The organism is Phyllobacterium trifolii (assembly GCF_014192095.1).
GTDB lineage: Bacteria > Pseudomonadota > Alphaproteobacteria > Rhizobiales > Rhizobiaceae > Phyllobacterium > Phyllobacterium trifolii.
This window is the reverse complement of record NZ_JACHXN010000006.1, coordinates 241,270-265,418: the sequence shown is the minus strand read 5'-3', so window position 1 is coordinate 265,418 and position 24,149 is coordinate 241,270. Positions and strand designations below refer to the sequence as shown.

Annotated in this window: 28 protein-coding genes; 8 read left to right on the top strand and 20 right to left on the bottom strand. The window is 57.1% G+C overall.

The genetic code is table 11. The features are described from left to right. Window positions 1-115 precede the first annotated feature (115 nt). The 5 genes from FHS21_RS11825 to FHS21_RS11805 are packed head-to-tail and all read right to left on the bottom strand — an operon-like array spanning window position 116 to window position 4,463. A complete protein-coding gene (locus FHS21_RS11825; RefSeq protein ID WP_112529103.1) occupies window positions 116-721 on the bottom strand; it encodes a DUF447 domain-containing protein in 606 nt (201 codons plus the stop codon). Next, entirely contained in the window at window positions 718-2,118 is a 1,401-nt protein-coding gene (locus tag FHS21_RS11820; protein WP_112529101.1) for a DUF6513 domain-containing protein, read from the bottom strand. The genes FHS21_RS11825 and FHS21_RS11820 overlap by 4 nt, the downstream gene beginning before the upstream one ends. After that, window positions 2,111-2,662 (bottom strand): flavoprotein, encoded by a 552-nt coding sequence (locus FHS21_RS11815; RefSeq protein ID WP_112529099.1) that lies wholly within the window; start codon window positions 2,660-2,662, stop codon window positions 2,111-2,113. Before FHS21_RS11815 ends, FHS21_RS11820 begins: the two co-directional genes overlap by 8 nt. Further along, window positions 2,659-3,294 carry an amino acid kinase family protein gene (locus tag FHS21_RS11810; protein ID WP_112529097.1) on the bottom strand — a complete coding sequence of 212 codons (636 nt, stop codon included), beginning with the start codon at window positions 3,292-3,294 and terminating at the stop codon, window positions 2,659-2,661. Before FHS21_RS11810 ends, FHS21_RS11815 begins: the two co-directional genes overlap by 4 nt. After that, window positions 3,291-4,463 (bottom strand): (5-formylfuran-3-yl)methyl phosphate synthase, encoded by a 1,173-nt coding sequence (locus FHS21_RS11805; protein WP_112551384.1) that lies wholly within the window; start codon window positions 4,461-4,463, stop codon window positions 3,291-3,293. Before FHS21_RS11805 ends, FHS21_RS11810 begins: the two co-directional genes overlap by 4 nt. A 274-nt stretch (window positions 4,464-4,737) precedes the next feature. On the opposite strand from FHS21_RS11805, the gene pedA1 reads away from it, so the two are divergent. Genes pedA1 through FHS21_RS11775 form a run of 6 tightly spaced genes read left to right on the top strand, consistent with a single transcriptional unit; the run spans window position 4,738 to window position 9,729 of the window. After that, a complete protein-coding gene (pedA1, locus tag FHS21_RS11800) occupies window positions 4,738-5,856 on the top strand; it encodes a lanthanide ABC transporter ABC transporter substrate-binding protein PedA1 (protein ID WP_512699168.1) in 1,119 nt (372 codons plus the stop codon). Between the two features lie 24 nt (window positions 5,857-5,880). Then, complete coding sequence (locus FHS21_RS11795; protein ID WP_162701897.1) at window positions 5,881-6,858, top strand: YVTN family beta-propeller repeat protein; 978 nt, start codon at window positions 5,881-5,883, stop codon at window positions 6,856-6,858. Between the two features lie 30 nt (window positions 6,859-6,888). Beyond that, entirely contained in the window at window positions 6,889-7,389 is a 501-nt protein-coding gene (locus tag FHS21_RS11790) for a cupredoxin domain-containing protein (RefSeq protein ID WP_112529091.1), read from the top strand. A gap of 53 nt (window positions 7,390-7,442) precedes the next feature. Continuing rightward, complete coding sequence (gene pedB, locus FHS21_RS11785) at window positions 7,443-8,249, top strand: lanthanide ABC transporter ATP-binding protein PedB/LutE (protein WP_224506305.1); 807 nt, start codon at window positions 7,443-7,445, stop codon at window positions 8,247-8,249. Further along, entirely contained in the window at window positions 8,246-9,100 is an 855-nt protein-coding gene (pedC, locus tag FHS21_RS11780) for a lanthanide ABC transporter permease protein PedC (protein ID WP_112529089.1), read from the top strand. The genes pedB and pedC overlap by 4 nt, the downstream gene beginning before the upstream one ends. Beyond that, a complete protein-coding gene (locus tag FHS21_RS11775; protein ID WP_112529087.1) occupies window positions 9,097-9,729 on the top strand; it encodes a hypothetical protein in 633 nt (210 codons plus the stop codon). Before pedC ends, FHS21_RS11775 begins: the two co-directional genes overlap by 4 nt. Window positions 9,730-9,879: 150 nt before the next feature. Here FHS21_RS11775 and pqqE read toward each other — a convergent pair whose 3' ends face one another. The 9 genes from pqqE to FHS21_RS11735 all read right to left on the bottom strand — a co-directional run bounded on the left by pqqE (window position 9,880) and on the right by FHS21_RS11735 (window position 17,174). Then, window positions 9,880-11,013 carry a pyrroloquinoline quinone biosynthesis protein PqqE gene (gene pqqE / locus FHS21_RS11770; protein WP_112529085.1) on the bottom strand — a complete coding sequence of 378 codons (1,134 nt, stop codon included), beginning with the start codon at window positions 11,011-11,013 and terminating at the stop codon, window positions 9,880-9,882. Then, a complete protein-coding gene (gene pqqD, locus FHS21_RS11765; protein ID WP_183661952.1) occupies window positions 11,010-11,309 on the bottom strand; it encodes a pyrroloquinoline quinone biosynthesis peptide chaperone PqqD in 300 nt (99 codons plus the stop codon). Before pqqD ends, pqqE begins: the two co-directional genes overlap by 4 nt. Next, a complete protein-coding gene (gene pqqC, locus FHS21_RS11760) occupies window positions 11,306-12,061 on the bottom strand; it encodes a pyrroloquinoline-quinone synthase PqqC (RefSeq protein ID WP_112529081.1) in 756 nt (251 codons plus the stop codon). The genes pqqD and pqqC overlap by 4 nt, the downstream gene beginning before the upstream one ends. Next, window positions 12,058-12,993 carry a pyrroloquinoline quinone biosynthesis protein PqqB gene (gene pqqB, locus FHS21_RS11755; protein ID WP_112529079.1) on the bottom strand — a complete coding sequence of 312 codons (936 nt, stop codon included), beginning with the start codon at window positions 12,991-12,993 and terminating at the stop codon, window positions 12,058-12,060. Before pqqB ends, pqqC begins: the two co-directional genes overlap by 4 nt. 97 nt (window positions 12,994-13,090) lie before the next feature. Further along, window positions 13,091-13,186, bottom strand: a complete 96-nt coding sequence (locus FHS21_RS31810; RefSeq protein ID WP_100002498.1) for a pyrroloquinoline quinone precursor peptide PqqA — start codon at window positions 13,184-13,186, stop codon at window positions 13,091-13,093. Between the two features lie 75 nt (window positions 13,187-13,261). Further along, window positions 13,262-13,783, bottom strand: coding sequence for a PQQ-dependent catabolism-associated CXXCW motif protein (locus FHS21_RS11750; RefSeq protein ID WP_246410985.1), 522 nt, complete (start codon window positions 13,781-13,783; stop codon window positions 13,262-13,264). 50 nt (window positions 13,784-13,833) lie between these two features. Next, window positions 13,834-14,697, bottom strand: a complete 864-nt coding sequence (locus FHS21_RS11745) for a substrate-binding domain-containing protein (protein ID WP_376772097.1) — start codon at window positions 14,695-14,697, stop codon at window positions 13,834-13,836. Further along, complete coding sequence (locus tag FHS21_RS11740; RefSeq protein WP_112529075.1) at window positions 14,698-15,222, bottom strand: c-type cytochrome, methanol metabolism-related; 525 nt, start codon at window positions 15,220-15,222, stop codon at window positions 14,698-14,700. A 176-nt stretch (window positions 15,223-15,398) separates the two neighbouring features. After that, window positions 15,399-17,174: a methanol/ethanol family PQQ-dependent dehydrogenase gene (locus FHS21_RS11735; protein ID WP_162701903.1), complete on the bottom strand. Its 1,776-nt coding sequence runs from the start codon at window positions 17,172-17,174 to the stop codon at window positions 15,399-15,401. Between the two features lie 500 nt (window positions 17,175-17,674). On the opposite strand from FHS21_RS11735, the gene FHS21_RS11730 reads away from it, so the two are divergent. Then, entirely contained in the window at window positions 17,675-18,025 is a 351-nt protein-coding gene (locus FHS21_RS11730; RefSeq protein WP_112529071.1) for a hypothetical protein, read from the top strand. Window positions 18,026-18,181: 156 nt separating this feature from the next. Here FHS21_RS11730 and FHS21_RS11725 read toward each other — a convergent pair whose 3' ends face one another. The 5 genes from FHS21_RS11725 to FHS21_RS11705 all read right to left on the bottom strand — a co-directional run bounded on the left by FHS21_RS11725 (window position 18,182) and on the right by FHS21_RS11705 (window position 22,593). After that, complete coding sequence (locus FHS21_RS11725; protein ID WP_112551383.1) at window positions 18,182-19,036, bottom strand: quinoprotein dehydrogenase-associated SoxYZ-like carrier; 855 nt, start codon at window positions 19,034-19,036, stop codon at window positions 18,182-18,184. A gap of 80 nt (window positions 19,037-19,116) precedes the next feature. Beyond that, window positions 19,117-20,076 carry a quinoprotein relay system zinc metallohydrolase 2 gene (locus FHS21_RS11720; RefSeq protein WP_112529067.1) on the bottom strand — a complete coding sequence of 320 codons (960 nt, stop codon included), beginning with the start codon at window positions 20,074-20,076 and terminating at the stop codon, window positions 19,117-19,119. Beyond that, a complete protein-coding gene (locus FHS21_RS11715; RefSeq protein WP_112529065.1) occupies window positions 20,073-20,831 on the bottom strand; it encodes an ABC transporter ATP-binding protein in 759 nt (252 codons plus the stop codon). The genes FHS21_RS11720 and FHS21_RS11715 overlap by 4 nt, the downstream gene beginning before the upstream one ends. After that, a complete protein-coding gene (locus FHS21_RS11710) occupies window positions 20,791-21,525 on the bottom strand; it encodes an ABC transporter permease (RefSeq protein ID WP_112529161.1) in 735 nt (244 codons plus the stop codon). The genes FHS21_RS11715 and FHS21_RS11710 overlap by 41 nt, the downstream gene beginning before the upstream one ends. An 84-nt stretch (window positions 21,526-21,609) precedes the next feature. Next, on the bottom strand, window positions 21,610-22,593 hold the full coding sequence (locus FHS21_RS11705; RefSeq protein WP_312879865.1) for an ABC transporter substrate-binding protein: 984 nt from the start codon (window positions 22,591-22,593) through the stop codon (window positions 21,610-21,612). A 564-nt stretch (window positions 22,594-23,157) separates the two neighbouring features. Between FHS21_RS11705 and FHS21_RS11700 the strand changes: the two genes are divergently transcribed. After that, complete coding sequence (locus tag FHS21_RS11700) at window positions 23,158-23,544, top strand: c-type cytochrome (protein ID WP_112529061.1); 387 nt, start codon at window positions 23,158-23,160, stop codon at window positions 23,542-23,544. A 45-nt stretch (window positions 23,545-23,589) separates the two neighbouring features. Here the strand turns inward: FHS21_RS11700 and FHS21_RS11695 are convergent, their stop codons facing one another. Further along, window positions 23,590-24,147: a thioredoxin family protein gene (locus FHS21_RS11695; protein ID WP_112529059.1), complete on the bottom strand. Its 558-nt coding sequence runs from the start codon at window positions 24,145-24,147 to the stop codon at window positions 23,590-23,592. Window positions 24,148-24,149 lie beyond the last annotated feature (2 nt).

Below are 24,149 nucleotides of genomic sequence, written 5' to 3'. Positions count from 1 at the left end.
CCCTTGTCACGGCGCATTTTACGCAGCGCTGCGATTTTCACATCCCAATGGGTCCTCGGGTCAAGCCCGAGGATGACGGAGAGAGAGGTGCGTTTCAGCCAGAACCCGAAACGTCCTAAATCTGACCATGATGATGCACGGCTTCCTTGCCTTTCGCATCCGCTGCATCCTGGTGATCCTTGACCTTTTCCATCAGCCAGGACCATGCCTGATGTTCATCCGGCCCGGCAGTTTTTTCCATCGCGATACTGAGATAGGCGATCTCGGCCTCCACCTTTTCCGCTGGCAGCATGGAAAGGCGGCTGACGAGGATTGCAAGTTCAAGCACGGCAGCCTTGGCACGGTTGAGCCCGGTAAACGGCGCGTGCGTGGCCTCGGAAACCACCTTGCAGAAATGGCGCGGGCGTATGGCATCTTCATCGATGGAGACGACCTTGAGCACCGCATGACTGAGTGCTGCCTCCAATCGGGGCACCGGGCAGTTCTTCACTGCAACGGTGCGCCAATCTTTGCGGCCGGTCAGGCAACCGGCGAAGATCAGCATGTCGTCGGTATAATTGGCGATCGCGAACGGAATGGCGGCGAGATTTTCAAGCGTTTTCGACGGGCGGAAAGGCGCGATCACCCAGCCATCCTCGTGCTGGATGATTCCGAGCGGTGCAATGTGCGCAACGCCTTTATCATCGACTGTAGTGACGATGGTTTCCTTGATGTAGGTCACTGCGTCCTGTCCTTTTTCGCTTTCAAAGTGTGCCCTGCCTCCGCCAACCGCAATCGGTCCTGTTGCTTGCCAGGAGCAGCCGCGCCCCAGGAAAGCGGTTCATCCTGCGCGTAGCGCTTGCCCAGCTTCCAGGCGATTTCCGCCTTGGTCAGTTCCGCACCCAGATAGAAGGCGTGCGCGCCGTCATTCTCAACGCCGAGACCCGGGAAAAGTTCAAATGCGTCCTGAGCGATCCTGTGGCCCTGGCCGTTGAAGATGTGCACGCCATCCGGGGCGGTCATGATGCGGAAATTTGCATCGCGCACGTCGGCAGCGAGCGCGGCAATATCCTCGACGCTGTTCGGGTAAGGCTTGCGGTCGTGCACCTGCAGCAGACCGGCATCGTAGCCGCGCGGCAGGGCATGATCCTGCCTTGCAGCAAACATGGTGCGGCGCGCGCTATCGTGCTCCTCGACTGTGCGGATCGTATGCGGGCTGACATTGACGACAAGCACATTGCCGATCGACAGCTCGGAGCAGATTCCCGCCATCAGGGCGGTGACACCGGAACTGTCGGCGTCAGTGAGTTCGGTGAGATTGCCGGTGCCCATCATCATCGGGATATCCGGCCAGCGGCGGCGCGCTTCTAGAAAGCGCCCGAGCGAGGCGGAAAAACCGAAATGGATCGGGTCGAGAACAGGATCGGCGATGAAGGCGATGTTCGCAGCTTGCGCTGCTTGGATGGCGCGGCCCAGCGAATCGAGATCGCCGGGGTTCGAAGGAATGAGAACAGGCGTGACGCCATATTTGATGGCGAGACCGATAGTATGTTCGGTGAGGCTCAGGAGATAGTCCGCACCGGCCGCAGCGCCGGTTTCGAGCTCTTCGAGATTGGCTGAATCGACACTGACGTTGAGCCCCTGACCTTTCATGGCGCGAACGGCATCGGCCAGGTGCGGAAACGGGGTTTCCGGCAGGCAGCCGAGGTCGATGACATCGGCACCGGCAGCGGCAAGATGTGTTGCACGCTGCATAAGCGCATCGAGCGACAGCGCCGAAGCATCGACGATTTCGGCAAAGATGCGCATGTCATGCTTGGAAAGATCGATGGGCTTGCCGACACGCCCGAGAAAGACCGGGAGATCGGCGACTTCATCGGGACCACGGACGAATGGAATGCCGAAACGCTGGCTCAAACTGTCGAGATCTCCGCGGTAGCGGCCGGGCAGGATGATGCGATCGGCGGATACCGGCAGCTTCAGACGGCGCGCAATGATATCCTCGGTCATCAGCGCCGCGACCTTCACGCCGATATCGACGATCTCGTAGGTAAACGCTGTCTTACCTAGATCGGCGAGGATCCGCTCCAGCCGTGCACGGGCAAGATGCCCGGTCAGGAACAGCAACCGCTCAGCCATCGCCGGAGATCACCTTTTGGCGAGCGGTAATCGTTTCTATGAGTTCGGCCAGCGACTCGACGACCCTGGTTCGTTCATAGGTCTTGAGCTTTGCGGTGTTTTCCAGGTCGATCGGGCGCGGATAGACCTTGACCATGCCGCTCGGCGCCATGGTTTCAAGTTCGGGCGCCGTGTCGCAGGCAAAGACGATGGACGGCACGAGGCACTTTCCCGCCTGCGCATAGACATTGGTGGGGAGCGAATCCGAAATACCGGCGACGCACTTTGCCACCGTGTTGGATGTGGCCGGCGCTATCACGGCGGTGTGGTAGACGCCGGTATAAAACCCGCCAATGGGCACGGAACTTGCCGTCTTGTCGTGCAGGACACGCGTCGTTTCGGGAAAATCCAGCTTGAGCTTGTACATGCGCAGGACTTCGTTCGCCGCCTTCGAGACGAAAACATCGCAGTGCTCGAGTGTGCGGATCAGCTCGAAACTTTCCACAAAGAAATGGCCCGAACCGGTCAACGCCCAGGCCCAGCGCGGCGTATGCAGTCTCGTCATTGCGCACCCATGGCTTCAGTCTGTCTGTGCCGCATGATCCTGCGTCCGGGGATGGATGCCAAGGGCAAATCGAGCGTATCGAGCATCGCGGGACCAGCGACATGAAGGTTCGCGCCCTTGCCCAGCATGTCCGGCAGCATGCTGTCGACAATGCCGGCGGCGGCAAGTTCCCGCACAGTTGCGTAATGGGTGTATTCGTCGGTCTGCTTGACCAGCAGCAGGTCGTCCGCGTGCAATTGCCGGGCCAACCAGACACTTAAACTATCCGACGTGATTTGCCATGAACACGGTATATCCACCGCACGCAAGGTCATCGATGATGGTAGCCAGACTGGTGTCAGGCCGGCTTTGAACGCATCTTCAATCTCGACTGTCGACCGTGCCACCCGCAATTGCGGATGCCGCTCGGCGATGGCGATGCCGAACTGGTCCATGGCGAGGATGGCCATCGCATGCGCCGCATCGTCCGAATATCCAAGACTCTTCTGTGAGCTCCGCACCTGATCGGCGAAAGGACCGCCGCCCGGCACGATGACCAGCGGAAAGGATGCGCTCGCCAGAAGATCGATCCAGCGCTGCATTTCCGCATGGCCCGCCGTGCTGCCTCCGAGCTTGACGACGATGGGCTTCATGAGGATTTCCGGCCTCCGTGCACATGGATCGGCCGGGGTTTGGCCGATGAATTCTTCACATCGTTTTTCCGCTCGATCTCTACACCGACACCGCCGGGTCCAAGCTCCAGCTTTTCGGCCCGCACGACAACGCGGGTCACGCGCGGATTTTCCAGAACGAAAGCCGCAACCTGTTCAGCCAGCGTTTCGGCAAGCTCGATATGGCCGCGCGCGACGATGGCGCGAATGCCGTCCATGATGAGATCGTAGGAAACGACATGGCGCATGTCTTCCGGATTGCGCGTCACCCGTAGAACATCGGCCGACACATCGAAACGGACCTTCTGCGCCTTGCCATGCTCGAAACTATAGGCGCCAATATGGACGGGCAAAACGAAATCACGGACGAATATCTTGTCGGTACCAAGCCCGGCCTCGGCAGGATCCGGGAAGTAGCCGCGCGCGGCGAGCAACTTGTAGTCGACGCCGGGAGGGGCGCTTGTCTCAAGAGCCTCCGGGATCAGGCCGCGAATCTTCGCTGTTGCCTGCGCATCGATCGGCGCAGTGCGATCGAGACCTGAACACAGCGCACCGCGGAAACCGAGAAAATCCGGGGCATAGGCCAACAGACGCGGGATATCCGGCGCTTCGAGCGATCCGGCAACGCCGACCCTCAATTCGTGCGACTGGCCATCCTTGATGAATTTGCCGATCTGGTCAGGTGTCATGTGGTCCAGCAACCGGCCTTTCGACTTGTCTGCTGTATCAATCATCACGCCATGAAAACCGGAGGAAGACAGCTCCTCGAACAGATTTTCGCCGTACGTATCGCGGTAGTCGGCAAAGAGCACCGCGATCAATTTTTTGTGTGACGCAAGCGGCTTCAGCGCTTCCAAACAGCCGGCTAAATTGCCTGACGCGAAGAGCCCGATCTTGATATAGTCCACGCCGGTTGCGGCGAATTCCTCAACCTTTGTGCGAACGACTTCAGGTTGCATGGGAAGATCGCCGCAAGCGGCACTGACGGGCCGCCTTCCCGCAATAAAATCGATAACTTCCATAAGCTTGGACGGTGCAACCGCGCCAAGTGCACCGTTCGCCGGATCCTTCAGATCGATGATATCCGCACCATTCTGGAAGACGATTTCCGCCTCGAGAACATCTTGAACGCTCGCCAGCATTTGTGTCATCAGAGCAACCCCCGAAGCAGCTTGTGAATCTTGCCTGGTGTCAAAGAAAAGTTGACACCGAGGGTTGAGATTATGGCGGGGTTGTTTAAAAACACTACGGGCACCTCTGTTCTTAAGCGACCGCCATCACGTGAATGGCGGCAGTCTGAATGGTATGATCATGAAGAGTACGGTGCCAAACACTCTCTCAGTTTTATTCGGCTTTTTTTTGCTCTTCGTCAACGTGTCCGCGGTACCAGCGCAGCAGGCTGCGACGAATAAACCTGCAAAACCAGTGGTTGAAACGCGCATTGGCTATCTTCGCGCCTACGAACCGCAACTGGCACTATCCGTACTCGATATACCGCCCCGGGACGAGGGCGTGGCCGGCGCCAATGTCGCCATCAACGACAATAATACGACCGGCAAGTTTCTGGGCCAGAGTTTTGCGCTGGATGTAACCGAGACGAAGTTCGACGCTGATGTGGTGCCCGTGTTCAAGGAAATGCTCGCCCGCGGCGACAAGTTCATCCTGACCGACATTTCCGCCAAGCAATTGCTGTCGATTGCCGATCTTGCCAAGGATAGCGGCGTCCTTCTTTTCAATGTCGGCGCTACGGATGACAGTCTGCGCGAGGAGGAATGCCGCTCGAACGTCTTCCACACGGCACCGACGCGAAGCATGCTCGCCGACGGACTGGCGCAATACCTCGTCTGGAAACAATGGCGCAAATGGGTGCTGCTCTATGGCTCGCACGATCGCGACAAGCTCTACGCCGATGCTATCCGCCGCGCGGCCACACGTTTCGGCGCAACGATCGTCGAAGAGCGGCTTTACGAGGACAAGGGCACGGCGCGCAGGACCGATACAGGCGTCATCCAGGTGCAAAAACAGATGCCGGTATTCACCCAGAACCTGCCGGAACACGATGTGGTCATCGTCGCCGACGAGAGCGAGGTTTTCGGCAGCTACGTGCCTTACCGGACCTGGACGCCCCGGCCGGTAGCGGGAACGGCCGGACTGGTTCCCTCAAGCTGGCACCCCGCCAGCGAACAATGGGGCGGATCACAGATTCAGAACCGTTTCGACAAGGCAACGGGCCGGCGGATGCTTTCGAAGGACATGCAGGCTTGGACTGCAGTGCGAATATTGGGAGAGGCAATCACGCGGTCAAAGGGAAACGACCCCAAACAGGTCGAGACTTTCATCAAGGCGGACGACTTTTCAATAGCGGCCTTCAAGGGGCAAAAACTCAGTTTCCGCAACTGGAACTGGCAGCTGCGCCAGCCGATTCTGATCGGCGATGGTCACGGCGTCGTGTCCACATCACCGCAGGAGGGTTTCCTGCATCAGTTCTCGGAACTCGATACGCTGGGCGTGGACAGGCCGGAAACCAAGTGCAAGCTTAATTAAGAACAATGTATTGGGAGGACAAAGATGCGACGACGACACATGTGCCTGCTCGCTGCAACCGTAGCGCTGCCATTTCTTGCACAGCCGGCCTGGGCCAATCTGGTCTATGTCTCGAATGAGAAAGACAACACGGTAACCGTGGTCGATTCGAAGACAATGGAGGTGGTCAAAACGATCAACGTCGGGCAACGGCCACGCGGCATCACCATCTCGCCCGACGGGAAGATCATCTATGTCTGCGCCAGCGACGACGATACGGTCGAGATGATCGATACCGCCACGAACGAGGTCGTGGGATCGCTGCCGTCAGGGCCCGACCCCGAACTTTTCGTGCTGTCGCCCGATGGGCAGACGCTCTATGTCGCCAATGAGGACGACAATCTCGTCACGGTGATAGACGTCAATACGAAGGGTGTCGTGGCGGAAATTCCGGTGGGCGTCGAGCCGGAAGGCATGGGTGTGAGCCCGGACGGCAAGACCATCGTCAACACCTCCGAAACCACGAGCATGGCGCATTTCATCGACACGTCGACGCATGAAATCACCGACAATGTGCTCGTGGATTCGCGCCCGCGCTTTGCGGAGTTCAAGCCTGACGGTTCCGAGGTCTGGGTATCCGCTGAAATCGGCGGCACCGTATCGGTCATCGACAACAAGACCCGCGCGGTGACCCACAAGATCACCTTCGAAATCCAGGGTTTGCGCTCGGAACAGATTCAGCCTGTGGGCATTCGCATCACCGCCGATGGCAAGAAGGCTTATGTGGCGCTCGGACCTGCAAACCGGGTCGCCGTGGTCAACACGGAAACTTACGAAGTCGAGAAATACGTCCTTGTCGGACAACGGGTCTGGCAGCTCGCATTCATGCCGGACGGCAAGCAGATCATCAGCACGAACGGGTTGTCGAACGACATCACATTCATCGACACGGAAACCGATGAGCCGATCAAATCCGTTACCGTGGGGCAATTGCCTTGGGGCGTCGCGATATCGCCGAATTGAAAGCATTACTGAAAAACTAGGGAGGACTACATGACAACATACAAGACGCTCGCGCTGGCAGCAGTTCTCAGCATCGGGCTGGCTCAATCCTTTGCGTTTGCCCAGGCTGACGACGACGATGACGACGCCAAGGCAGCGCCGGAGCCGAAGGCGGCAATGCAGGCAAAGCCGCCGGCGATCACACGCGGCAGCAAGAACGTGCCGGAGCTTATTCTTGGGTCCAAGGACGATGAATTCACCGTCAACCAGAAGGATTTCGAACTGGTTGCCGGACAGGGTTATCGCTGGAAGATCACGTCCGCGGCCGGACTTGAATACAAATTCGTCACTGATCTTTTCCGCAATGTCTGGATGAACCAGATCGTCATCAACGATCTCGAAGTGCATATGGATGGCGGGCCGGCCTGGCTCGAATTCGACTCGCCGGGGACGATCAATGTACAGTTTACGGCTGTGCGGCCCGGCAAATACACCTGGTCCGTGCCAGACCTTGCAGACAAGGGAATGAAGGGTACGATCACCATCAAATAGCCGTCAGTTTGCGGCAAGGTCGTCGTCGCATAAGGTACCAAGGGTGGAGCTTGATGGGTACAAATGCCGGACTGAGGAACATCAATGACAAATCAATGCCGGAAGCAAATCTTCCGGCGCTTGATCTCGCATCGGTGAGTTACGCCTATGGCAAACGCCAGGCGCTGGAAAACGTCACGTTTTCCATAGCACCCGGGCGCTTTGCCGTGCTGCTCGGCCTGAATGGTGCCGGCAAGACGACGCTGTTCTCCCTTATCAGCCATCTGTTCGCAACAAGGCATGGCCGCATCCATGTGTTCGGCCATGACATCGACCGGCGGCCAGGTGACGCGCTGCGGCGGCTCGGCATTGTTTTCCAGGCACGCACGCTCGATCTCGATCTTTCGGTGCATCAGAACCTCTCCTACCATGCATCGCTGCATGGCATCCGCTCACGCGAAGCCAACCGGCGCATTCACGATCTGATGCAGTCCATCGACATGAGCGACCGGCTCCATGAAAAAGCCCGCAGCCTCTCGGGCGGGCAAATCCGGCGCGTGGAGATTGTCCGCGCGCTGTTGCACGAACCCTCGCTGTTGCTGCTCGATGAAGCGACCGTTGGCCTCGATATCAAATCTCGCGCCACCATCCTTGCCGATATCCGCAAGCTGGTAGAGGAGAAGGGGATCAGCGTCCTGTGGGCGACGCATCTGATCGATGAGGTCAGTCATGCGGATCAGGTCATTGTCCTCAACCAGGGCAAGCTCGTCGCCAACGGTCCGGTGCATGACGTGGTCAAGAACGCCGGGGCTGAGACGATCAACGAGGCGTTCTCGCGGCTTACCGGGATATATGCACTGAATGCGGGGAACCGGCTATGACGGACATTGCCAGCCACGCGCCGATCGGACGGAGCCGCTTCAGTTTGATGAACTATCTGGTTTGCCTGAAGGGTATTCTCATCCGCGAAGGCCTGCGCTATCTCAACCAGCGCGAGCGTTTCATCTCGTCGCTGGTGCGGCCACTGCTGTGGCTGTTCATCTTTGCGGCAGGCTTCCGGCAGGTTCTCGGCGTTTCGATTATCCCGCCTTATCAGACCTATGTGCTTTACGAGGTCTACATCACGCCGGGCCTGTGCGGCATGATCCTCCTGTTCAGCGGCATGCAATCATCTCTTTCCATGGTCTACGACCGGGAAATGGGCAATATGCGCACGCTGCTCGTCAGTCCGTTTCCGCGCTGGTTCCTGCTGGTGTCGAAGCTCTTGGCCGGCGTCGCCGTGTCCATCATTCAGGTCTACGCCTTCCTGTTCATCGCCTGGTTCTGGGGCGTCAAGGCGCCGCCGTCTGGATATCTGCTGACGCTGCCGGCACTGTTCCTGTCGGGCATGATGCTGGGCGCGCTTGGAATGCTTTTGTCATCCCTGATCAAGCAGCTGGAAAACTTCGCCGGCATCATGAATTTCGTGATCTTCCCGATGTATTTTGCCTCTTCGGCGCTTTACCCGTTGTGGCGCGTACAGGAGGCAAGTCCCCTGCTCTACAAGATCTGCCTGCTGAATCCATTTACCTATGCGGTCGAACTGGTGCGCTTTGCTTTTTACGGACAGATCGAGTGGACCTCGCTGGCCGTCGTCTGCGGGTTCACCATCGTTTTCATTGCGGGCGCAATCATCGCCTACGACCCCTCGCGCGGTCTCGTCATCAAGAAACAAGAGGGAGGCAATAATTGAAACGGTCAGAGGTATTCTTCGCGGCGTCGGCTGGCCTTGTCCTGCTGGCTTCCGGCAACGCAGCTATTGCCGCGGCGAACAATGATCCGAGTTGGCCTTGCGTCCAGCGCAAGGTACCGGAACTTTCGATCGGTCAGGTGTGGAACGGCCCGGACATTCCAGAGGCGGCGAAAAACTGGGATAGCGATCCAAAAATCGATGATCTCGTTGGCGAAGTCGCGGCGCGGCGCAACCCGCTCGACGCGGCACAAAAACAGATCGTCGAGTTTGCCGGCGGACTGCCGAAAGAACAGCTCAACGACAAGATGTTCATGCTGTTCCAAGGTGTATTCGACACCCTGAACCGCGAGCGTGAGCAGGTGATCTCCGGTATCTCGCGCTACGCCGACAAGCAACGCGACATGGCGGAGGATCTGCGCAAGGAAGCCTCGACGGTAGACGCGATGCGCGCCAAACCCGATGCCGACCCGGAGGAATTGGACAGGGCGAATGAAAGGCTGACCTGGGAAACCCGCATATTCGAGGAACGGGTCCAATCGCTGACCTATGTCTGCGAAGTGCCGACGATTATCGAGCAACGCCTATACGGGCTGTCTAAGACGATCCAGCAATCGATCGTCAAACCTTGATTGTAGCTTGCCGCAGAAGGTGCTGTGCGTGGTTCGACAAGCTCACCATGAGGGAGGTGGTGGATTGCAATACTCACCAACGGTGCAGATTCTGGCTCCCTGCAATCATTGACATCCCTCATGGTGAGCTTGTCGAACCACGCACAGCGCCTAAGCTGACGTTGGGTCGAGTTCGACGGACCTACCGATGCGGCGATAGGTGAAGGCGTCCGGTGTTGTGTCGGCCGTCTTTGTGCTGATGGCCTCGTTGATCAGCGCACCCATGCGGGCATGCAGCGGTGATTTGATGCAGGCCGGGTCCGTAGCAGAAGCATCGCCGGCGATTGCCATGGCCTGACAACGGCAACCGCCCCAATCGATCTCCTGACGCTCGCAACTGCGGCAGGGCTCCTGCATCCAGCTTGTTCCGCGAAACGCATTGAATGCCGAGGATTCATGCCAGATACGGCTGAGGCTCCAGTCGCCGAAACGCTCGAAATGCAGAGACTTGATCGTGCCGGCAGCATGGCATGGAAGCACGGTTCCATCGGGCGCCACCATAAAGGCATCGCGCGCCCAGCCGCCCATGCAGGGTTTCGGATAGATGGCGAAATAATCAGGCGTGACGAAGTCTATCGTCATGATGCCGCGCAGACGTTCCTGCGCCTCCTCGACGATCTGCACCTGCCGCTCGACCGCTTCGCGTTCCGGCATGAGCGCCTTGCGATTGAGCAGAGCCCAGCCAGCATATTGCACATTGGCGATTTCCAGCCGCTCGGCGCCAAGGGAGAGCGCGAGTTCGATGAAATCCGGCACTTCTTCCATGTTGTGGCGATGGATCGGCGCATTGATCGTCAAGGGCAGACCTGCCGCACGGACGCGGCGTGCCGTTTCGAGCTTCTTTTCATGGGCGCCGCGCGAATTGCCGATCTTCTCGGTGGTGGCAGCAAACGCGCCCTGGAAACTCAGCTGAATATGATCAAGCCCGGCCTCGGCCCAGGCTTCAATCCGGCCATCGGCGATGCCAACGCCCGCCGTGATGAGATTGGTATAGACGCCGCGCCGCGCCAGACAGGCAATAAGCTCCCCGAGGTCGGCACGAAGCGTCGGCTCGCCGCCGGAAAGATGTATCTGCAGAACGCCAAGGTCCGCCGCCTGCTCGAACAGCGAGAGCCAGCCTGCCGTATCCATTTCCCGGTTGGCTTTCAACAGCTCGACCGGATTGGAGCAATAGGCGCACTGCAGCGGGCAGCGATGCGTCAATTCCGCCAGCATGCCGATCGGGGGTAGGACAGGTTCGTTCATAACGTCACCAGAAACTTGTCGGACCACTCCTGCAGAAAGCCGGTCACATCCGGCGCGATCTCGGCTTCATCCGCTGCATAGTGGTCCGCGAGCAATGCAGTCATCTGCGCAACGGTGTGGCGGCCGTCACACAGCCTCAAAATATCGAGGCTCACTTCATTCGGCCAGAACACCCGTTCCGGCGACAGCAGCGCCCATGCCTCGCGCACCGTATCATACTGCAGCCGTGCATGAGACTTTAATATGGGTCGCGATTGCATGGAAACAACCGCACGGACGCGACTTGCCCCAGTCATGCCGCCTCCGGATCGAAAGCGCCGGGCGGGATATTGCCCTTTTCGCCGTAGGCATGAGCTAACGCATCGAGCATTGCCCAGAGAATATCGCATTTGAAAATGAGCGCGTCGATGACGGCCTGCTGCTTTTCCGGCGTATCGGCATGTTTCATCACATAGGCCAAGGCGAAATCGGAATCACGTGACGCCTGCGTCGGCCGCTTGTCAAAATAGGCCAGGATATCAGGCGTCACATAATCATATTTCGCCAGCATGGCCGGAACGCGCTCGCTGATGATAACGGGCGAGAAAAGCTCGGTGAGTGACGACGCAACGGCCTCAAGCAGCGTGCGGTTGGTGCAGAAGGAAAGATAGGCGCCAACGGCAAATCGCGTGCCCGGCAGCGCCAGCTTTTCGCTTTTGACATCATCTGCATCGAGGCCAAGACCCGTAGCAAGCTTCAGCCAGCGCGCGATGCCACCACTCCAGCCGTCGTCGCCATCATGATCTTCGATCCGCTTGCGCCATTCGGCACGAAATTCGGGATCCTCGGCTCGAGCAATGATCATCGCGTCCTTGCGCGGAATGACCGACTGATAGCAATAGCGATTGAGCGCCCAGGCCTGCATCTGGCCCTTGGTCAAAGTGCCGTTGACCATCTGATGGTGGTAAGGGTGACGGTTATGATAGCGCTCCGCACCGACCTCGCGCAGAACCTTTTCCAGATCAGCCGGTGACAATCCGTCTCGCGCCGCATTGCCGAATTTGCTCAAAGCCTGACCTCCATGCCGTCAAATGCTATTTTCCAGCCCGCTGCGACAACCGCCGCATGTTCAGGCGATGCCGCGTCGAGAATGGGGTTGGTATTGTTGATGTGCACGTAGATTCGTTTCCTGATGCCAAGATCCGCCAGCGCCGCCAGCGAACCGCCCTCGCCCGAAATGTACATATGGCCCATGCGTGCGCCTGTTTTTGTACCTACGCCTGCCGTGATCATCTCGTCATCGGTATAGACGGTGCCATCGAAGAACAGGCAATCGGCACCTGACAAGCGTTCTCTAAGGGGGGCGTCGATACCGGCGCAGCCCGGAATATAGAAGGCCGTCGCACCATCATTCGATGCGATGCGCAAGCCGATCGTATCGCCTTCCTTTGTGCCAAACCCTTCACTCGCCTTCGATTTGTCCTCGAGGAACAGTGCAACCTTGCCCGGCACAGCAAAAGTTTCGACGGTAATGCCGACAGGATTTCCCTGTGCGTCAAGAATATCCGTGCTCTTACCCACCGGGAGTTCACGCCTGTGGACGATTTCCCGATCAAGAACGTTGAAGATTGAATTGGATTCGAGCACGTCGAGAACCCGCCGTGTCGCATAAATCGTGAACGGTTCGCGCTCACGCAGGCTGAGCAGCCCGGCAATATGATCGACATCGGCGTTGGTCAGAATGACGGCGCGGATGGGCGTTGATCGCAGCGGTCCATCGGCTCGCGGCTGCAGTTCAGGCGTGACGGCAATCTGCTGTCGAATGTCGGGCGATGCATTGAACAACACCCAATCGTGCCCGTTCGCGCTGGCGGCGAGGCTGGACTGGGTTCTCGCACGGAAATTGGCTTCGCCATCCCGTGCTCCACGGCTCAATCGATAATTGCAATTCCACTGGGGAAACCCGCCTCCTGCTGCGGAGCCGATGACTGTCAATCGCATGCGGGCACAAACCCTCTCCTTCCGGAGACGAGGCTCCGGCCGAAACCACAAGGTGCCGCCCTACGCGATCAGATCGCGCAGGGCGATGGGTCAGATCTTACTTTTTTGCCTTGAGTTCTGCAGGCAGGTAACGTGAAAGTTCCATACCGGCAGCAACCTGACACATGGTAGGCTTTGTCCATGTTTTCTTCATGCTTTCCTCCTTCTGCTCAAAGATCAAATACTGATCTTTCTCCTTATCATACGCCGTTATGGCGCAAGATTGAAATTAAAAGGGCTCATTTTTCTGTGTTGGCTGCTTCGCCGCGGTCCAGCCATCCGTGCCGAGAGGATACCAAAGTACCGATTTGTATCCCCATTCAACAGCTCGTTTGGCCGCATTCCATGACATCCAGCAGTTGGCCATACAGTAAAAAAGCACCTTTCGTTTCGTGTCGTCGCCCAACCGGGACTTCAGCCCTTTGCGAAAATAGGCTTCCGTCTCCTTGTTTATGATTCCATAACCCACATTTGCGAGCCATATGCTCCCGGGGATATCCTCCCGGACTTTTTCCCTCCAGATGGTCCCGGCCGGAAGATTTGCCGGCTTGGGATCGTGAGGAAGGACATCGACGAACACCGCCGATTTGTCTTTCCACAGGGCAATGGTTTCATCGGTGGTGACCACCTTTGCCCCCTTCAGGGTGGCAGGAACCGGCGCCCTGTAATTTTCTGTCCTGTAGTCCGCCGGCTCCGGAGCCGTTTCACCCGCAAAAGCCGTCGTCACCAGTACGGTAAGTAAAACGGCCAACGCACAGGAACAGTTCCGCACCGTCTTTTCACCTCGCTTCATCCATCACGCTACTGCGTGATCGGCTTGTTATTCTCGTCGACCAGGGGCACCTGGAAATCGAGCAGGATCTTGTTGATCTCACTCTGGTTCTCCCGGATGACCTTGTTCAATGTGCGCTTCCACTCCTGATCAGATGGGCGCACACCCATCGTGATCCGGTATGCCATATGCCCGGTCTTCTCCTTGATCAGGGGAACCACCGTCAGGTTCGGATCGATCTCTTTGGCATAATAACCTGCCATCGGCCCCCAAAGGATCGCAACGTCGATCACACCGCTTCTGAGTTCCTTGATCATGACTTCCGCCATCGAAGGCGCGAGCCTCGTATCGACCATCAAAGGATACGGGTGGACATTGCGCATGTAGCCGGCCTTGGCGAGGTTTGCTGACGGCGGTGTTCCGGCAACAACACCGATTTTCTTGTCGGCTAATTTGCTGTCCTCGATCGTATCCACACCATCAAGGCCGCTGTCTTTCTTGTAGATCATCACATAAGTCGAGCGGTAATAGGCATTGGTATTCTGGACGAGTTCGTCGCCCTGCGCGTATCCCATGATAATGTCGCAGCGATTGGCCCGCAGCGTGCTGCGGACGAAGCCCGTCGCCATCGGGAACCATGTGTAGGCCACCGATTTGCGACCGGTCTTGGCAGCCACAAGTTCCGCCAGCTTGTTTTCGAACCCTTTGCCGCTCTCGTCGGAGAAAGGCATGTTGGAGGGGTCCGAACAGACACGAAGCACATCGGGATCGACCAACTCACCAGCGGCTCCTATACCTGCACCTTGTGCAAAGGCACCGGATGGCACGGCAAGTGCCGCCGCCATAACGCCACCGGCTATCCATTTCATCAGTGGTCGTGCAATTCGCATCATTTATCCACCCATGCAGGAGTCTTCTGCCTCTGTGGCTGCAGGCGGCTTGTCCTCATGCTTCGCGGGCCGCCCTCGCGGCAGATCACCCACGGCGCGTGCGCGCAAATAGACATAGAGGTCGTCCATATAGCAGTAGACGTTCTTGTTGTTGCCAAACGCCGGCATGACGTTTTCCTTGCCAGCGCTGAGGTTCTTGCGGCCCTCAGCGACAATCGAAAGAAAATCAGAATAACTCATTGTCTTCAACGAATTTGCCAAAGCCGGTGCGAAGGACGATCCAGCACCATCAGCACCATGACAGACAAAACAATCCGAATTGAACCGGCGAAAGCCGCTGTAGGTGTACCAATCGACCGTACCGTCCGCCCCTATCTTGAACGTGGGAGTTCCGTCCTTGTCGGCATATTTGCCGTTTTCGTCAGAGGCAACAGCTGCTGCGGCTTTGTCATCGGCGTAAGCGCTGCCGAGACCCGCTACAAGCGCAAGACCGGCAGTAACGGCAAGCAATGTCATTCGAATAGGCATACAAGAACCTCGCATTCAACTCGTCAATTTGGGTCGGCACCTTGCGGCGCCGCCTGGACGGTTGGTTTAATCATCGACATGGGTCAGGTGACACGGGGAGCCCGGCCTGGTTGAAACCGGGCACCCATTGTTCAAAGCCTGCATCCGCGGGCTCACTGTGTCAGCTTCGTTCCCGATTACTCAGGAACAGCGAAAACGGTCAACTGACCGCCCAAGGCCGTGTAGTCGGAAAGAGCGGCATAACCGCCAACCGCACCAAGGCCTTCATTCGGCTTCGTCAAGCCAGCGGCAAGACCGATACCAGCCCATCCGCCAACACCGGACAGAACGGCAACATATTGTTTGCCCTTATGTTCGTATGTGGTGACGTTACCGATGATGCCGGACGGTGTCTTGAACTTGTAAAGTTCCTTGCCGTCCTTATCGACCGCCTTCAGATAGCCTTCGAGTGTTCCGTAGAAGACAACATCGCCATCGGTGGCCAAAGCGCCTGACCAGACAGAGAACTGCTCGGGCTTGGACCAGACGATCTCACCCTTCGCCGCATCCCATGCGATGAAGTTACCCATGCCGCCATGGCTGTTCGGAGCTGGATACATGGACAGTGTCGCGCCGACGTAAGGCTGACCGGCGGTGTAACTGACCTTATAGGGCTCGTAATCCATGCAGACATGGTTCGTTGGAACATAGAAAAGCTTGGTCTTTGGCGAATAGGCAGCCGGCTGTTGATCTTTCGTACCAAGAGCCGCCGGGCAGATGCCCTGCGCATTGACGTCCTCTTTTGATGTTGAGTACTTCGCTACGAGCTTCGGACGGCCATAGGTCTTGCTGTCCTTGTCCATGTCGATTTCGGACGCCCAGTTGACTGCCGGATCATATTTCTTTGCGACCAGGAGTTCACCGGTTGCACGATCCATCGTATAGGCAAAGCCGTTACGATCGAAGTGCACGAGGACATCACGCGGCTTGCCATCGACTTCGATGCCATCCGCCAGGATCATTTCATTGATACCATCATAATCCCACTCGTCATGCGGGGTCATCTGGTAGAGCCATTTCGCCATGCCTGTATCGGCATCGCGCGCCATGATGGTCATGGACCATTTGTTGTCACCCGGGCGCTGACTTGGGTTCCAGGTAGATGGATTGCCGGTACCGTAATAGATCAGGTTCAGCTTGGGATCGTACGAATACCAACCCCAGGTCGTTCCACCACCGACTTTCCACTGATCACCTTCCCAGGTCTTGGTGCTGGAGTCTTTTCCGACTGGCTTGCCAAGCTCCATAGTCTTTTCCGGATCGACCAAGGTCTCCTTGTCGGAACCCATCGAATAGGCACGCCAGGCCTCCTTGCCATCCTTGATATTGTAAGCAGTCAGATGACCGCGAACACCGAACTCACCACCGGAAATACCGACAATGACCTTGTCTTTCACGACCATTGGTGCGGACGTTCCAGACTCGCCCTTGCTGCCGTCTACCGCCTCGGCGTTTTTCACGGACCAATCGGGCTTACCTGTCTTTGCATCGAGGGCAACGAGCGTTGCGTCGGCCTGATAAAGGAATATCTTGCCGTCGCCGTAGGCTACGCCGCGATTAACGGTATCGCAGCACATGATGGGAATGACGTTTGCGTCCTGCTTGGGTTCATACTTCCAGAGGATTTTGCCATCATTGTTCAGGTCAAGCGCAAAGACGGTGTTCGGATAAGGCGCATGGACATACATCACATCGCCAACGATGAGCGGGCCTCCTTCATGGCCGCGCAGCACACCAGTCGAAAACGTCCAGGCGACCTGAAGGTTTTTGACATTGTCCGCAGTAATCTTATTGAGTTTCGAGTAGCGCGTATTAGCGTAATCACCGGTCTGGATAGCCCAGTTCTTCGAATCAGAAATTACAGCCTGAAGATCGTCATTGGCCAGAGCACCCCCCGCCAATGAGAACGTCATGGCCGTTGTAGCCAATGCAATTCCAATTAAATTCTTGTGTACACGCATTATGAGTCCTCCCTAAGTTCACATTTATGAACTATCGGACGAAGCCGTTTTTCAGTGCGGGTTCGCTCCATTAGCTCACGCAAATGGGGAAGTATTTCCGGCAGCGTGTCACGACAAAGCCAGGCGCGCAGAGGGCACCGTTACTGCCCACCTCGCTTGGCCTACGAAGACTGTCACCACTCCCTTGACGGTAACGTCCTTGAAGCCGGAAACAAGTTGACGATAGGAGAAAGAATTGCATTAGGCAAGCCGGATTATCAAATTATATTTGCTGCACTGCAGTGTACTTTTGCTGCATCGCAGTAAGTAGCCGATTTAGTTATCGTATTCTGCCAGACGACCTTGTCACATAATTTGATACTTATAGAAGGGATTCTGATTGCGGTTTGTTATTGTTATTTGCTATCTACTTGGAAAATGTATATTTACCGCCCGAAAAATGCGAGGATGCCATGACGATGTCGAAGATCACGCAAATTGCCCTGTTAGCAAGTGCAGCAATTGTTCTTTCCTTGCCGGCAAACGCTGCGTCAGATTACCCCACTTCGACCCTCGCAGAATACGTCTATGGCTGCATGAAAGCCAACGGTGAGAACCGCGATATGCTTCAGCGCTGTTCCTGTTCGATAGACGTGATTGCATCCGTCGTGACCTACCCTCATTACGAAGCCGCCGAGACCTACAAACAGATGGGGCTGGTGTCCGGAGAGAATGGTGCTCTGTTCCGCGAAAGTGCTCCGGCGAAAGCTTCGATCACCGAATTGAAGCGGGCTCAGGCGGAAGCCGACGTCCGCTGCTTCTGAAGACCTCGATAATTCATCTTGATGGCCATCTAGGGCAGCTTTCTCGACTTCCGGTGCTCACGAACGAGAAAGTTCGCTGCGCTCCGGCTCCTCGAAAACCACCCTACCTGACTCATCAAAATGAATTCTGGAAGGTCTTCACGGCCGCGTTTTCGATCACAGGCTGGACGATTCCAGCGGCCATTCGTCCTGGAATTTCTTGCCTTCGGTATCTGCAGCCTCGACTTTCACATCCTCGCCCGGCTTCGCATCGAATTCGAAGCGGAAATTCGGGTCTTCGGAGATCGAGATTCCGCCGTCCATCGACATGATAAGCCGGTCACCCTGCGACACCGTCAGGCCCTGGATGAAGTGCGCCGGAATATAATAGCGCGTGAGCTGATCCATCTGCAGCCCTGAATTGTTGGGGTGACGAATCATCAACTGCATTTCGGTTGCGCGGGTCATCGGCTCGTTGCCAGGCGTCTTGGATGTAAAGACGCGAAGCTTCATCTTCCCGAGCGAAGCCAGCGATTCGTCCTGATTTTTCATCGCCGGTGCGGAGCAGCCGCCGGATGCCTTGACGAAGGTCTGCGTCATATGAAGTTTCCCATCTTCGGTTTCCGCGATAGCGCGAACATAGGAATAGGCATTGACCCGCAGGCGCGTCGCCAGATGGGTGACGCCTGCATCCTTGCCGAACTGGAATACTGCAGCGACGGGCGACGGATTTTCATCGACGATGAGGGTGACGGCCTTGATCCGGCCAGTCGAGGCATCGGTTTTGAAATGCAGATCGATGGGTACGATTGCTGCGTCCTCGGCGCGTTTCGGCGCATCGATCGTGATAATGCCACCAGCATCGCCGATCGGCTTTTGGCCGAACACGTCGCCCTTCAAGCCATCCCACGTTTTGGTATCCGGAACGCTCGCGCTTTGCGCGCTGGCGGCAAACGGCATCGCCGCTCCAACGAGCGCGAGAATGACAAACGCAACCACCCGGCTGCGCAGTCGTATCGGCTTTATCATCATGTTCTGCCTCCACCAAGAAATTTGGCGGTGCCCGGCCGCGAATGAGTATATCACCTCGTCCAACGAAGTTGCAAACGGGTTCATTCCCATTCGAGCTCGGCAAAGGCGGCCGTGGCGTTGCGCACATTATATTCGTCGAAGAGGCGCCAGTTGTTCCGCTCGCTTTCCGCCGCTGTTTTGACCGCCTCCGCCATGGGTACGCCATCGGCGATTGCCTTGCGAATATCGCGGGCGAGCGCATCGAAGTAGCGCTGCTCCTGCTCAAGCGCCTGCGGCCACGCCGACGGAACGGGGCCATGTCCCGGTACTGCGAATTCTGCCTTGATACCTTTGAGCTCCTCCAGCTGTGCGATCCAGCCAAGCAGCGATCCATCCATCGTCGGAAGATGCTTGATGAAACACAGATCGCCGGTGAAGAATGTGCCCGACTGTTCGTCGAAAATTGTCAAATCGTTGTCCGTATGGGCAGGTTTCCAGGCTTTCAATGTAAGTTTGCGGTTACCGAGATCGAGCTGCTCCTCGCCGGTGATGAGCTTCGTCGGCGGGATAATCCTGATGTCCACCATCAGCTCACTGCCCATGGCGTCACGATAGCTCTGCAGATAATAATCCCCGCGGGCGGTCAACGCGCGCGGCAGATTGTGATGCCCGACAACAATCGCTCCCGTTTCCCCGAATGCGGCATTTCCGAAGATATGATCGGGGTGCATATGCGTGTTGATCAGATAGCGGATCGGTTTGTTGGTCCTGGCGCGAATGGCTGCGAGGAGTTCCCTCCCCTCGGCAACACTGCCGCCGCTGTCGATCACGGCGACCGCTTCGTCACCAATGATGAAGCTGACATTGCATATCTCGCCCTCGTTCTTCGCGGTCATCATCTCTGGCCTGCCTGCGAAGGCAAATATCCCGCCGGTAATCTCCTTGACAGGCAAAGGCTCGACCGGGCTCGACTGCGCCCGCGCCAGACGGACATGCGAAATGCCGCAACAGGCGAAAAAGACACCATTTTTAAGAACGCTGCGCCTCGTCGACTGGCTCATGGCGCGTTCCGCACCTCCGCGAATTTTTCATTGAACGAACGCAACAGATCCGCCTTCACCTGCTCATTGCGATAATTGCGCGGCAGGCGGATATCGAACGTGCCGATGACATGGGCGGGACGTTCGGAAAGCACTATGATACGGTCGGCGAGCATGATCGCCTCCTGCAGATTATGCGTCACCATCAACGCGGTCGTCGGGCGCTCGAACCACACGGAGAGCAGCATATGCCGGAGTTGCTGCGCTGTGGACTCATCCAGCGAGACAAATGGTTCATCAAGCAAAAGTATATCCGGCTCGATCGCCAGCGCGCGCGCTATCGCCGCCCGGCGTGCCAGCCCCAGCGAAAGTTCTGCCGGATAGAAATTTCGCATCTTCGACAGGCCGAGCGTGCTGAACAAGCTATCGAGATTGGTGTCGCGCACGGGCTTGGGCATGGCGAGCCGCACATTCTGCTCGACCGTGCGCCACGGCAGAAGCATCGGCTCCTGAAACACCACCCCGATCCGCGCATCCGCCAATCCGGGCAACTGGATCGACCCGCGATAGTCGCTATCGAGACCGAGTAAAATGCGCAGTGTGGTGGTCTTCCCGCAACCTGACGGTCCAAGGATACAGGCGAACTCGTTTTGCTCGACCTCGAAGCGCAGATCGCGCAGCACTTCAATCGTCGCGCCATTTGATGAGCGGAACGATTTTTCTTCGATATTGACCCTAAGCCGCGCTGCGACGCCAGCGAGTTGATGTGTGTTCAAGCGGTTGCACCACGACGAGTTCGATGAAGAGCATGACGGCAACAAAGGCCAGTGTATAGGCCAGTATCGCCGCGACATCGAAGAGTTGAAAAAACAGATTGATCTGAAAACCGACACCGTTGGAGCGCCCAAGCAACTCGACCACGAGCACAATTTTCCAGATCAGCGAAATGCCGGAACGCGATGCGGCGGCAATATAGGGCTGCAGCTGGGGTATCAGTATATGCCGCAAGCGATCGAGTGCATTGAAGCGGTACACCCGCGCCATTTCCGCGTAGCGCGGATCGAGCGCCCTCGTTCCTTCGCGCATTGTGACGACCACATTGGGGATCTTGTTGAGCGCTACGGCGCCGATCGCTGCGGCTTCATTGAGCCCGAACCAGATATAGGCGAGGACGATGATGACCAGCGCCGGTATGTTGAGGAAGAGAATAACCCAGGGATTGAAGAACTGGTCTGCGCGGCGATGGCTGCCAAGCAGGACCCCGATGACCGAGCCGATAAGCATCGCGAGGACGAAGGAGGCGGCGACGCGGCACAAGGTGATGCCGAGATTATAGGGCAGATCGCCACTCGCGGTTTCGCTGATAAAGGTTTGCAGAACCAGCAAAGGCGCCGGGAAGGAGCGGCTGGGCCAGATCGTCGCCCCGACATGCCATGCAACGACCAACGCGCCAAACGACAGCAACACCATTAGCGGCGAGCTCCATTGCCGCTTTGAAGCCGCAGCGGAAACGAGCTTGCCCGTTTGCTGCTGTTCGCTCGATGCAAGAGCCAATTAGTCTGCCCTCCAGAATGTGCCCGGTGCCAAAGTTTTTCCGGGGCCGACAAGCCGTTCGCCGCCAAGATCCGCAAGGATAGCATAGAGCTTTGTCGCGTCGGCCTGTTCGTCCTCAATTGGCCGGTCGGGAATACCTTCACGATACCGGTCACGCAGCACATCCAGTTCATGGCCTTCGGCTTTCACCACCGGCGCCAAACGTTGCCATTCCGCATCGGAACTGCCGAGCAGAGCCTTCGCATCTCTGCTGGCCTTGACGAAACCCGCAATTGCATCCGGATTGGCGTCGGCCCATTTGTCGTGAAAGATGTAACCGATGGCCGAAACGTCACCTGTAGCGCCGAGAGCCTTTGCAGCATCGCTGGTGCTGACCAGGCGGTGAAACCCATTGGCTTCAAGCCTTGCGCAAAAATTCCAGAAGTTCAGCACGGCATCCAGTTCGCCTTGCTGCGCCTTTTCGGCAAGCAGCGGCGGCGTGCCGTAGACAATTTCGCTTTGCGCCGGCAGATCGAGTGAGAACTGGTGTTTGGCATAGCCCTGCATGAGCAGCCAGCTCTTGTCCAGCGGCCCGCCTGCGACTCCGATCTTCTTGCCCTTGAGATCCGCCAGACTTTTGATCGGCGAGCCATCGGGAACCATCAAAGCGCCGACTGAACTCGAATAGGGCACGAAAGTCAGGTCTTCGCCCGATGCACGCTGCCGCGACACCCAGAGCCAGTCCGTGACAATGATATCAACATCCCCGGCCATCATTGCGACATTGGTTGCATCTTCACTGGCGAAGAAGCGGACATCGACATTCACGCCATATTTTTCGTCGAGCTTATGCTGCTTGATCGTGTCCAGTTCCCAATTGACAGTCCCGAATTTCAGGACGCCAACACGAACGGTCTCGGCAGCCGGGCTTGCCTGCGTGCCAAAACTAAGAGCGAGCGCCAACAAAATACAGAAGCGGAAAAGGCGTTGATGCAGTCCTGCCACGATGTCCTCCCAGACAGATCGACCTAGAGCTCAAGGTCCTTCGACGGGTAATCGCATTTCCACCGAACGACCTTGAGCTTTGGATGTTCCCCAGACCATTTTGCAATTTCTGTCGGCGCGAGAAACATGCAATTGTTCAGGCCGCCCCTGTTTTCAAAATGCAGGCGCTCCTCCCGACAACTCGTCGGGGTGGATATGAGACAGATGGTCAAAACGAGATCAACAACATCCATACAGGCTCCTCCCAATCCTCTGACACGTCCTACCCTCATAGCGCCGAAATCTCAGGAGTCCTGACAGGCCAGAAGGTCGTAGTGCGGATTTCTCAAGGTGCCCGATGAGAAATATTTCGCCACAAATTACGGGTGTCATCTCTTGGCGTCAATCGCAACGCGCTGAGAAAACACGATCGTGAAGCTGCGGCGTTATATCCTGGTCAAGCAATTGACTTATCAGGCGCTGAAGGTACCTTCTGGAAGTGTTCTAAAAACAGGGGGCGCCAATGCATGGAAAATTGGCGCCGGTCTTCGTCCAGGGCACCCTTGGCGAAAATGAGGAGATGCCATGCGTTATTCTACCGTTCTGATTGGACTATCAGTTGCGATTCTGTCTGTTGCCGGAGCCCGGGCCCAAGACGCCGGCGACGCCACAGCAGGAGCGACAGTTTTCAAGAAATGTGCAGTCTGTCACGTGGCCGATACCGACAAGAACAAGGTCGGACCGTCATTGTTTAAAGTAATGGGCAGAACTGCGGGAACCCATCCAGGCTTCAGCTATTCACCTGCCATGAAGGCCGCAGGCGCGGCCGGACTTGTCTGGGATACAGCCAGCCTCCGTGATTATCTGCACGATCCGAAGGCCAAGGTCAAAGGCACGAAAATGGCCTTTCCTGGTCTGAAGGATGACAAGGAAATCACCGATCTTGAAGCCTATCTGAATCAATATAAATAGCCGGATCGCCGCCGGTCGATCTGACCGGCGGCCCCCACAACGCTATTAGGCAATCTCACGCCATTTGATCGAACAGCCAACCGAGGCGATCTGCTCGCGCGGCCCCTGCCCCGTATCGGCAACTTGCTTCATCGCTTCGAACAGGTCGCGGCGGATATCTGGCGCCGCCGCTTCCTTGCGCGACGCATCGAGGCGTCCTCGATATTGTAACTCACCTGTGCCATTGAACCCAAAGAAATCGGGTGTGCAGACCGCCCCGTATGTACGCGCTGCGCTCTGGTCTGCATCATGCAGATATTGGAATGGAAAGTCGTTCTCGCGAGCAAAACCCTTCATGTTTTCAAACGAATCGGCGGGATAGGCACTTGCGTCATTGGCATTGATGGCGACGAAGCCTATGCCGAGTTCCTTGAGATCCCGCACATCGCGGACGATGCGCTGGATAACCGCTTTCACATAAGGACAATGGTTGCAGATGAAAGCAACGACGAGCCCCTTGTCACCTGCCTGCGCCAGAATGGAATGCTGTCGGCCATCGATACCGATCAAGCTCGCATCGACGGCTTTCCAGCCAAAATCACAAAGAGGTGGTATCGCCGCCATTG